A 9985-nucleotide genomic window follows, 5' to 3' on the forward strand; every position below is an offset into this window, starting at 1 on the left:
GCGCTGGAGCCGGCCTGGATGGCGGCCCGCACCGGGCGCAGCTCGGCGGGCGGCAGGCCCGTGTCGATCCACTCCGCGAGGCGGTCGCGGTCCACGATCAGGACGCCCAGCTGGCGCGCGACGGCCTCGTTGCGCGCGGCGTGGTGCATCCAGTGCAGGTTCGCGTTGGTGATGATGACGCCGGCGTCGCAGTCCCAGCGGGCCTTGATCTCCCCGCCGAGGATCTGGACGTGGCGGTTGCCGTTGCGGCGGCGCAGCTGCTTGTCGTCCTTCTTGGCGCGCACGATGATGCGCTGGCCGTTGGTGAAGGTGACGACGAAGTTGCACCCGAGGTCGTTCTTGCGGTGGCCGAACTTCTTGACGCGCTTGGCGTCCAGCCCCACCAGGAGCTGCCCGACCATGGCGTCGAACGAGGGCATGTTCATCCGGTCGACGTTGCGCATGAGCTCGTGGCGCTCGGCGGTGAGCGCGCGGTCCCGGTGCTCGTGGCCGCGGCTGCGGAAGAGGAACCAGCCCGCGAGCGCGGTGCCCCCCAACAGGATCGCCACCGATGCGAACCATGCCCAATGGTCCGCTATGAATCCCAGAACGTAGTAACCGATGATGAGAGCGGCGAGACCCGCTCCGACTCTGAGGATCACGGACAAGGCGGCCTCCATTGGGTTCCAGAGGGCTTGCAGATAGCGTTATGTCGCCTGTGTTGTGACTACGAGTATCCGTTACCGTTCGCTCACGCGTAAGGGCAATGTCCGGTACCCGACAGCATGGATCGGCAGTCTGCATGTGCGGCCCGTCGCGGCGCGTTCACCGGACCGGGTCCCCGCCGCGGGCGGTGGGGGATACTGGCCGGGTGTCGACTTCAACTTCGGGCGTTTTGGTGCTTCTCGGTGCGCCGCTGGGAAATCCAGAGGACGCCTCGTCTCGCCTCCGGACCGAGCTCGGTCTGGCGGACGTCATCGCCGCAGAGGATACCCGGCGGCTGCGGCGGTTGCTCAGTGAGCTGGATGTGGTTCCAGGGGCAGAGATCACGTCGTATTTCGAGGCGAACGAATCGGGGCGAACGCCGAGGCTCCTCGAACAACTGCACGACGGAAAGCGGGTCGCCGTCATCACCGACGGCGGCATGCCCTCGGTCTCGGACCCCGGCTTCCGGCTGGTGCGCGCCGCGATCGACGCCGGGATCGCGGTCACGTGCGCGCCCGGCGCGAGCGCGGTGACGACGGCGCTGGCGCTGTCGGGGATGCCGTGCGACCGCTTCTGCTTCGAGGGCTTCGCGCCGCGCAAGGACGGCGAGCGGCGCCGCCTCTTCGGCGAGCTCGCCGAGGAGCGGCGCACGATGGTGTTCTTCGAGTCCCCGCGCCGGGTCGCGGAGACCCTGCGCGCCATGGCCGAGGCACTCGGCCCCGACCGGCCCGCGGCCCTGTGCCGCGAGCTGACCAAGACCCACGAGGAGATCCGCCGCGGCGGCCTCGGCGCCCTCGCCGACGGCGCCGAATCCGACCCGCCCCGCGGCGAGATCACCCTGGTCGTCTCCGGCTGGACCGGCCCCGACGCCGGCGACGCCACCCCGGAGGCGATGGCCGCGGCCGTCGCCCACCTGGAGGCCGCCGGCACCGACCGCAAGGCCGCGATGAAAGAGGTCGCCCTCCGCTACGGCGTCAGCCGCAGAGACGTCTACGACGCGGTCCTGAAAGCCGCAAATCCGGAATGACGGATATGTCCCCTTAAGGGACCCCTGGAGTCAAAAATACCCGCAGGGTACGACATTCCGCGCCCGCCGACGAAGGCGAGCGGGACTCACAGCTCGTCGAACTTGAAGGTCTTCCATGAGACGAGGGCGACCAGGGCCGCGAAGGCCGCGAGGAAGCCGATCTGGGGGAGGACCGCGGTCGGGGGTTCGCCGTAGACGACGACCGATTGGAGCGCCTCGTTGAGGTAGCGCATCGGGGAGGCGTACGAGATCCACTGGACCCACTGCGGGGAGAGCGCGAGCGGGTAGAACGCGCCCGAGACGAACGCCATCGGCATCGTCACCAGGTTGCTCAGGCCCGCGGCGGCCGGGCTGGTCTGGGCGATGCCGCCGATGACCACGCCGATCGCCAGGAACGCGAACGTGCCGAGCAGCACCAGCGGCACCGCGAACCACGTCCACGCCGACAGCCGCAGCCCGAAGCCGAGGGCCGCGACCGCGAGGAACACCGCGGTCTGCCCGATCGCGACCACGAGGTTCACCGAGACCTTCGCGCCCAGGAACGTCTTCACCGACGCCGGCGTCAGCCGCAGGCGCCGCAGGAGCTTGTCGCGCTTCCAGTCCACGATCGTGCCGGCCGCGCCGAACACGCCCGAGATCGCCACGCCCCAGGCGAGGATGCCCGGCGCCAGGTACTGGATCGGCTGGAGCGTCCCGCCGTCGGCCTCCTCGACCTCGGTGGCGAGCACCGGCTCGCCGGGGGCCGCCGCGGAGAGGACCTCGACGTTCACGTCGTCGACCAGCGAGGTGAGCCGGCCTTCGGCGATCGCGCCTCCGGTCGAGTTCGTCGCCGACGGGTAGATCCGCACGGTGTCGCCGTCCTGGAGGACCGCGGCGTCCGCGTCGCCTTCGCGCAGCATCGCCAGCGCCGCGTCGAGATCGGCGACCCGGGTGACCGTGAGCTCGTCGGGGTCGGCCCCGTCGAGCACCGCCGCGTCGCCGACCGCGACGACCCGCGAGGCCGCGGTGTCGCCGGAGCCGAACACGCTCGCGAGCAGCACCATGAACATGAGCGGGAGCAGGATCGTGAAGAAGATCTGGCTGCGGTCGCGGATCCACCCGCGGCCGAGGGCCTTGAACAGGCTCAGGTAGGCCCGGCCGCGCGTTCCGGTGCGCGCCTTGAGTTCCGCCGTCGCGGTCATCCGCGCCACTCCCGTCCGGTCACGTGCAGGAACACGTCTTCGAGGTTCGCCGTGCGCACCGCCAGGCCCTCCAGGGCCCCCTCGGACGCGAGCGCGGTCAGGAGCCGGCGCGGGTCGCGGGTCTCGAACACGACCGTCCCGTCGTCGCCGGTCACGGTCTCGCCCGCGGCGAGCTCCTTGACCCGCGCGTCGGTGAGCTGCCCGGAGGCGACGGTGACGCGGGTGGGGGCGTCGAGGGTCCGGATGAACCCGGCGGGGGAGTCGACGGCCTTGATCTTCCCGGCGTCCATGATGGCGACCCGGTCGCACAGCGCCTCGGCCTCCTCCATGTAGTGCGTCGTCAGCACCACGGTGCGGCCGTCGGCGTTGATGCCGCGCATGAGGTCCCAGAGGTTGCGCCGCGCCTGCGGGTCGAGCGCGGCGGTCGGCTCGTCGAGGAACACCAGCTCGGGGTCGCCGACGAGGGCGCACGCGATCGACAGGCGCTGCTGCTGGCCGCCGGAGAGCTTCTCGCAGCGCACGTTGGCGTGCTCGGCGAGGCCGACGGTCTCCAGCATCTCGGCGGCGCGGGTCTTGCTGGCGCCGTAGAGTTCCGCGAACGTCTCGATCTGCTCGCGGGCGGTGAGGAACTCGAAGAACGCCGACGCCTGGAGCTGCACGCCGAGGCGGCGGGTGAGGTCGGGGGAGTGGGGCCACGGCGACCGCCCGAGGAGGCGCACCTCGCCGGAGTCGGGGCGGCGCAGGCCCTCGACGATCTCCAGGGTCGTGGTCTTCCCGGCGCCGTTGGGGCCGAGGATGCCGAAGAACTCGCCGCGTTCGACGCGGAAGCTCACGCCGTCGACCGCGCGGACCTCGCCGGTCCGGCGGCCGCGGTAGGTCTTGCGGAGGTCGGCGACCTCGATGGCGGCGTCCATACAGGCAAACCTAGAGGATCGGGCGATGTGACCGGGTTCTCGGCCTCGGTGGGAGCGAATGTGAACGGAGGTTCCCGGCAAATCGGGCATCCGCAGGGTCCCCCGGCTCAACAGTGCCCGGCGGGTGCGACGGTTCCGCCGGTCGCCGCCGGGTTCACACCGTCCGTAACAGGCTCGTGAGGTGAACTTCACGGGCCCGGTACGGAGGCCGCACGTCCAGGCAACGCCGCTCACGGAGTGTGGCGGTCATGACAGCGACACTGACGCCCGAGGCCGGCACGGCCGCCCCCCGCAAAGGCTGGATCACCGACTGGCACCCCGACGACGAGTCGTTCTGGCAGTCCACCGGCCGCAAGACCGCCAAGCGCAACCTGATCTGGTCCGTGCTCGCCGAGCACCTCGGCTTCTCGGTGTGGACGATGTTCAGCATCATCACCCCGTTCCTGGCCGCGTCGGGCTTCGACTTCTCGGTCAGCCAGCTGTTCTGGCTCACCGCGGTCCCCAACCTGGTCGGCGCGTTCCTGCGCATCCCCTACACCGCGGCCGTGGCCCTGTTCGGCGGCCGCAACTGGACCATCATCTCCGCGGTGCTCCTGGTGATCCCGACGGGTCTGCTCGCCTACTGCGTGACGAACCCGGGGACGCCCTATTGGATGTTCGTCCTGGCCGGCGTCACGGCCGGGTTCGGCGGCGGGAACTTCGCCTCGTCGATGGCGAACATCTCCTACTTCTACCCGGAGCGCCACCGCGGCTCCGCGCTCGGCGTCAACGCCGCGGGCGGCAACATCGGCGTCGCGGCCGTCCAGTTCTTCGGGCCCCTGGTCATCGGCGTCGGCATCCTCGGCGCCTCGCAGGGCACGAACGCCACCACCGGGAAGGCGTTCTACCTGCACAACGTGCCGCTGCTGTGGCTGGTGCTGGCCGTGTTCGCCGCGTTCATGGCCTGGCGGGCCATGGACAACCTCGCGGTGGCGCGCACCCCGCTGCGCGAGCAGCTGCCCGCGCTCGCGAAGTCCCACACCTGGATCATGAGCGTGCTCTACATCGGCACGTTCGGGTCGTTCATCGGCTACTCGTTCGCGTTCCCGCTGGTCATCAAGCTCGCGTTCCCCGAGTTCAACGCGATCTGGATCGCCGCGCTCGGGCCGCTCGTCGGCTCCCTGGTCCGCCCGATCGGCGGCTGGTTCGCCGACCGGCTCGCCGGCGCCCCGATCACCTCCGGCGCGTTCATCATGATGGGCGTCGGCGCGATGGGCGCCATCTGGGGCATCAACGCCGGGTCGTTCGCCCTGTTCTTCGGGTCCTTCATGGTCCTGTTCATCATGAGCGGCGTCGCGAACGGCTCCACCTACCGGTCCATCCCGGCGATCTTCCAGGCCGAGGCCGCCGCCAAGGCCGGCGGCAAGGCCAGCCCCGAGGACGTCCTCAAGGCCAAGAAGATCACCGCGGCCGCCCTCGGCTGGATCTCCGCGATCGGCGCGTTCGGCGGGTTCCTCATCAACCAGGGATTCCGCATCGCCAACGAGACGACCGGGTCCGTCGTCCCCGCCATGTGGGCGTTCGTCGGCGCCTACGCGTTCTTCCTGATCCTCAACTGGTGGTGCTACCAGCGCACCGTCCTGGTCGGGAAGGCCCCCAGCCTCGCCTACGCCAAGGTCTAGACCCCGCTGCTCGCGGAGGCCCGCAATCACCGTCTTTCGGTGATTGCGGGCCACTTAGCATTCTCGAAACATCAGCCACGTGACACCGAAACGCTCCCTGGGCACACTCGCGAGATGACCGCTCGCACCAGGCTCCCCGTGCTCCGCAGTGCCGACACGCACTGCCCCTACTGCGCTCTCCAGTGCGGGATGCGGCTCGAAGAGGACGCCGACGGGACCGTCACCGCGGCCCCCCGCGGCGGCGGCATGTGCAAGAAGGGCTGGACCTCGCCCGAACTCCTCGACCACCCCGAGCGGATCACCGAACCGCTCCTCCACGGCGAGCCCGTCTCCTGGGAGACCGCCCTCGACCACGTCGCGGCCCAGGTCCGCCGCGTCCAGGACGAGCACGGGAAGGATGCCGTCGGCGTCTTCGGCGGCGGCGGCCTCACCAACGAGAAGGTCTACCAGCTCGGCAAGTGGACCCGACTCGCCTTGGGCACCAAGCACATCGACTACAACGGCCGCTTCTGCATGTCCTCGGCCGCCGCGGCCCTCAACCGCTCCTTCGGCATCGACCGCGGCCTCCCCTTCCCCTCCGAGGACCTCAAGGAAGCCGAAGTCGTCGTCCTCGTCGGCGCGAACCCCGCCGAGACCATGCCGCCGTTCATGCGGTTCCTCACGAACGCCGAGCTCATCGTCGTCGACCCGCGGCGCACCGCCACGGCCGAGGCCGCCCAGCTGCACCTCCAGCCCGTCCCCGGCACCGACCTCGCGCTGGCGAACGGCCTGCTGCACATCGCGGTCGAGCAGGGCTACCTCGACCGCGAATACATCAAGGCGCACACGAACGGCTTCGACGAGGTCCGCCAGACCGTCGCCGGGTACTGGCCCGCGTTCGTCGAGCGGATCACCGGCGTGTCCATCCCGGACCTGTACGCCGCGGCCCGGCTCATGGCCGGGAAGCGGACCGCGATCCTCACCGCGCGCGGCTCCGAGCAGCACGCCAAGGGCGTCGACACCGTGACCGCGTGGATCAACCTCGCGCTCGCGCTCGGGCTCCCCGGCCGGCCCTCCTCCGGGTACGGATGCCTGACCGGCCAAGGGAACGGCCAGGGCGGGCGCGAGCACGGCCAGAAGGCCGACCAGCTCCCCGGGTACCGGATGATCACCGACCCGGCCGCGCGCGAGCACGTCGCGGGCGTGTGGGGCGTCGACCCCGAGACCCTCCCCGGCCCGGGCGTGTCCGCGGTCGAGCTGCTGCGCAAGTGCGGCGAGGAGGTGAAGATGCTGTTCGTCCTCGGCTCCAACCCGGTCGTGTCCGCGCCGCGCGCGACCCGCATCGCCGACCGGCTCAAGGACCTCGACTGCCTCGTCTCCTTCGACTTCGTCATGTCCGAGACCGCGCGCCTCGCCGAGGTCGTCCTCCCGGTGACCCAGTGGGCCGAGGAGGACGGCACCATGACGAACCTCGAAGGCCGCGTCATCCGCCGCCGGTCGCTGCGCCCCGGCCCCGACGGCGTCCGCTCCGACCTGTGGATCATGAAGGAGCTCGCCGCCCGCCTCGACGCCCCCGGGACCTACTCGACCGACCCCGAGGCGATCTTCGAGGAGCTCGGCCGCGCCTCCGCGGGCGGCAAGGCCGACTACTCGGGCCTTTCCTATGCGCGCCTTGAGGAGCGGACCTACCAGTGGCCCGTCCCCGCCGCCGACCATGAAGGCACGCCTCGCATGTTCGCCGACTTCGTCTTCGCCACCCCCGACGGGCGCGCGAAGTTCATCGCCGTCGACCACCGCCACCCCGCCGAGCGCCGCGACTCCGTCTACCCGCTGTACCTGACGACCGGCCGCATCCTCACCCAGTACCAGTCCGGTGCCCAGACCCGCCGGATCGGGTCCCTCGATGGCGGCCAGTTCCTCCAGATCCACCCCGACACCGCAGTGCGCCACGGCATCGGCGACGGCGATCTCGTGCGCGTCACCTCCCGCCGCGGCTCCTACACCGCGCCCGCGCGCCTCAGCGTCGACATCCGGCCCGACACCGTGTTCAGCCCCTTCCACTTCCCCGGGGCCGAGAACGCCAACGCCGCGGTCTCCGACGTCCTCGACCCGATCAGCCGCATGCCCGAGTTCAAGGTCTGCGCCGTCAAGATCGCCCCCGCCCCCAAGTAAAAGATCGGTCGAAAGACCGACCCGAACCGGTCGAAAGACAGAGGTGGCGGGACTTTCGCGTCCATACGGTTGAGAAGCGGCCCGGAACCGGGCCGCGCACCTCCCACCGATTGGACGCATCTTGCAACGCAGCACGAGACGGACGCTCATCGGCGCCACCGCGGCCCTCGCGGCCGCCGGAATCGGGGCCGCGGGCATCACCGCGGCCTCCGCCGAGGAGCCCGCGCCCGCCGCGTCGTACTCCCTCCCCGAACCCACCGGCGAATACGGTGTCGGGACCGAGGTCCTGTATCTCGTCGACGAGGACCGCGCCGACCCGTGGTTCCCCGACGAGGACCGCCAGCTCATGGCCACCATGTGGTTCCCGACCGAGGACCAGGGCGAGACCGCGCCGTACATGACCGCCGAGGAGTCGGCGGTGTTCGTCGACCAGCTCAGAATTGATGCCCCCGCCGACTACTTCTCCACTGTGGAGACGAATTCGGTCGCGGACGCCGAACCGGTCCGCGGGAAGCTGCCGCTGATCCTGCTCTCGCCCGGCTGGAGCTTCCCCCGCGCGACCCTGACGAGCTTCGCCGAGGACCTCGCCAGCCACGGCTACGCGGTGGCCGCGGTCGGCCACAACTACGAGGCGCCCACGAGCCTTCCCGATGGCGAGACGAACCCGTGCCTGGCCTGCCCGAGCGCCCCGGACGGCCTCGCCGTCACCGAGAACCGCGCCGCCGACCTCTCGTTCGTCCTCGACGAGCTCACCGCCCGCGGCTCCGAATGGCGCCGCCACCTCGACCGCGATGACGTGATCGCAGGCGGCCATTCGATGGGCGGCTCCGCCGCGCACGCGGTCATGCAGACCGACGACCGCTTCGCCGCCGGCTTCAACCTCGACGGCAAGATCCACGATGTCGACGACGCCACGATCGACGATCCGTTCCTCCTCGTCGGCAACGAGCGGAACGGACTCCCCGGCGCCGCCGCCAACAACTGGCCCGCCGCTTGGGACCAGATGACCGGTTGGAAGCGCTGGATCCAGGTCGAGCAGACCACCCACAGCACCTTCACCGACCTGACCCTGTTCGCCGCCGACCTCGACATCCCCATGCAGGAGATGGACGGCGCCTACGCGGTCGCGCTCACCCGCGCCTACGTCCTCGCCTTCGCCGACCAGGAGCTCCGCGGTGCGGACGAGCCGCTCCTCGACGGCCCGAGCGCCGAATGGCCCGAGGCCGTCTTCCACAACCCCTAAGACCCGCAAGGGAAACCAGAAAAGCCCGGCCGCGCCTCGCGCGGCCGGGCGCCCTCACGCCCCTCGGAGCCGCTGGGGGAGCAGGAACTCCTGCGTCTCGTGCGCCACCGGCCGCTCGACCACCTCGATCGGGCCGAGCGCGGCGATCACCGCGACCACGTCGTCGACCAGCCGCGGCGGGGCCGACGCCCCGGCCGTCACCGCCACGGTCGCCGCGCCCTCCAGCCAGGACGGGTCCACCGCGCCCGCGTCCTCGACCAGATATGCTGCGACGCCGTTCGCCGCCGCCAGCTCCACCAGGCGATTCGAGTTCGACGAGTTCGCCGACCCGACCACCAGCACCAGGTCCGCCTCGCCGACCACCGCCGCGACCGCGGCCTGGCGGTTGCTGGTGGCGTAGCAGATGTCATCGGCCCCTTGGCCCCTGATCGCCGGGAAGCGGTCCTTCAGCGCCGCCGCGATGTCCTCCACTTCGGACACCGAGAGCGTGGTCTGGCTCAGGTAGGTGACCCGGTCCTCGCGCTCGACCCGCAGCGCCGCCGCCTCCGCGGCGCTGGACACCAGCACCGTCCGCTCCGGGGCCACGCCGAGCGTCCCGACGACCTCCTCGTGCCCCTCGTGTCCGATGAGGACCACCGTGTCTCCCGAGTCGGCCGCGCGCTTCGCCTCCGCGTGCACCTTCGCGACCAGCGGGCACGTCGCGTCGACCGCGTCCAGCCCCCGCCGCGCCGCCTCCGCCTCCACCGCCGGGGCCACCCCGTGCGCGCTGAACACCACCAGCGCGTGCTCGGGCACCTCGTCCAACTCGGAGACGAACACCGCGCCCCGCGACTCCAGGTCCGCGACCACGTGCGCGTTGTGGACGATCTGGTTGCGCACGTACACCGGCGGGCCGTACCGCTCCAGCAGCCGCTCGACGATCTCGATCGCCCGCTCCACGCCCGCGCAGAACGACCGCGGCGCCGGCAGCAGGACCCTCCTCGCGGTCACCACAACCTGCCGACGGTGCTCGCCGCCAGGCTCGTGAGCGCCTCCACGGCCTCCTCGCGCAGCCGCCGCCCCGCCAGGCCCTCGGCGGCCGCCGCGGTCAGCGTCTCGGCCGCGCGCCGGCTCGCGCTCCGGCC

Annotated in this window: 8 protein-coding genes; 4 read left to right on the plus strand and 4 right to left on the minus strand. The window is 71.1% G+C overall.

The features are described 5' to 3' along the window. On the minus strand, positions 1–548 hold a 548-nt coding region (locus DI269_RS01070; RefSeq protein WP_198667025.1), incomplete at its 3' end, for a restriction endonuclease. 233 nt (positions 549–781) lie between these two features. On the opposite strand from DI269_RS01070, the gene rsmI reads away from it, so the two are divergent. Beyond that, positions 782–1711, plus strand: a complete 930-nt coding sequence (gene rsmI / locus DI269_RS01075) for a 16S rRNA (cytidine(1402)-2'-O)-methyltransferase (RefSeq protein ID WP_198667026.1) — start codon at positions 782–784, stop codon at positions 1709–1711. Between the two features lie 86 nt (positions 1712–1797). Here rsmI and DI269_RS01080 read toward each other — a convergent pair whose 3' ends face one another. Next, entirely contained in the window at positions 1798–2892 is a 1095-nt protein-coding gene (locus DI269_RS01080) for an ABC transporter permease (protein WP_157974676.1), read from the minus strand. After that, a complete protein-coding gene (locus tag DI269_RS01085) occupies positions 2889–3806 on the minus strand; it encodes an ABC transporter ATP-binding protein (RefSeq protein ID WP_198667027.1) in 918 nt (305 codons plus the stop codon). The genes DI269_RS01080 and DI269_RS01085 overlap by 4 nt, the downstream gene beginning before the upstream one ends. Before the next feature lie 248 nt (positions 3807–4054). Between DI269_RS01085 and DI269_RS01090 the strand changes: the two genes are divergently transcribed. The 3 genes from DI269_RS01090 (at position 4055) to DI269_RS01100 (ending at position 8861) form a co-directional block, all read left to right on the plus strand. Further along, positions 4055–5467, plus strand: coding sequence for an MFS transporter (locus tag DI269_RS01090; protein ID WP_112133308.1), 1413 nt, complete (start codon positions 4055–4057; stop codon positions 5465–5467). A gap of 114 nt (positions 5468–5581) precedes the next feature. Continuing rightward, a complete protein-coding gene (locus DI269_RS01095) occupies positions 5582–7618 on the plus strand; it encodes a molybdopterin oxidoreductase family protein (protein WP_112133309.1) in 2037 nt (678 codons plus the stop codon). Positions 7619–7739: 121 nt separating this feature from the next. Then, on the plus strand, positions 7740–8861 hold the full coding sequence (locus DI269_RS01100; protein ID WP_157974677.1) for an alpha/beta hydrolase family protein: 1122 nt from the start codon (positions 7740–7742) through the stop codon (positions 8859–8861). A 54-nt stretch (positions 8862–8915) separates the two neighbouring features. Here the strand turns inward: DI269_RS01100 and ispH are convergent, their stop codons facing one another. Further along, on the minus strand, positions 8916–9851 hold the full coding sequence (gene ispH, locus DI269_RS01105) for a 4-hydroxy-3-methylbut-2-enyl diphosphate reductase (RefSeq protein WP_112133312.1): 936 nt from the start codon (positions 9849–9851) through the stop codon (positions 8916–8918). Positions 9852–9985: the final 134 nt, after the last annotated feature.

The organism is Glycomyces dulcitolivorans, from assembly GCF_003265355.1.
Classification (GTDB): domain Bacteria; phylum Actinomycetota; class Actinomycetes; order Mycobacteriales; family Micromonosporaceae; genus Glycomyces; species Glycomyces dulcitolivorans.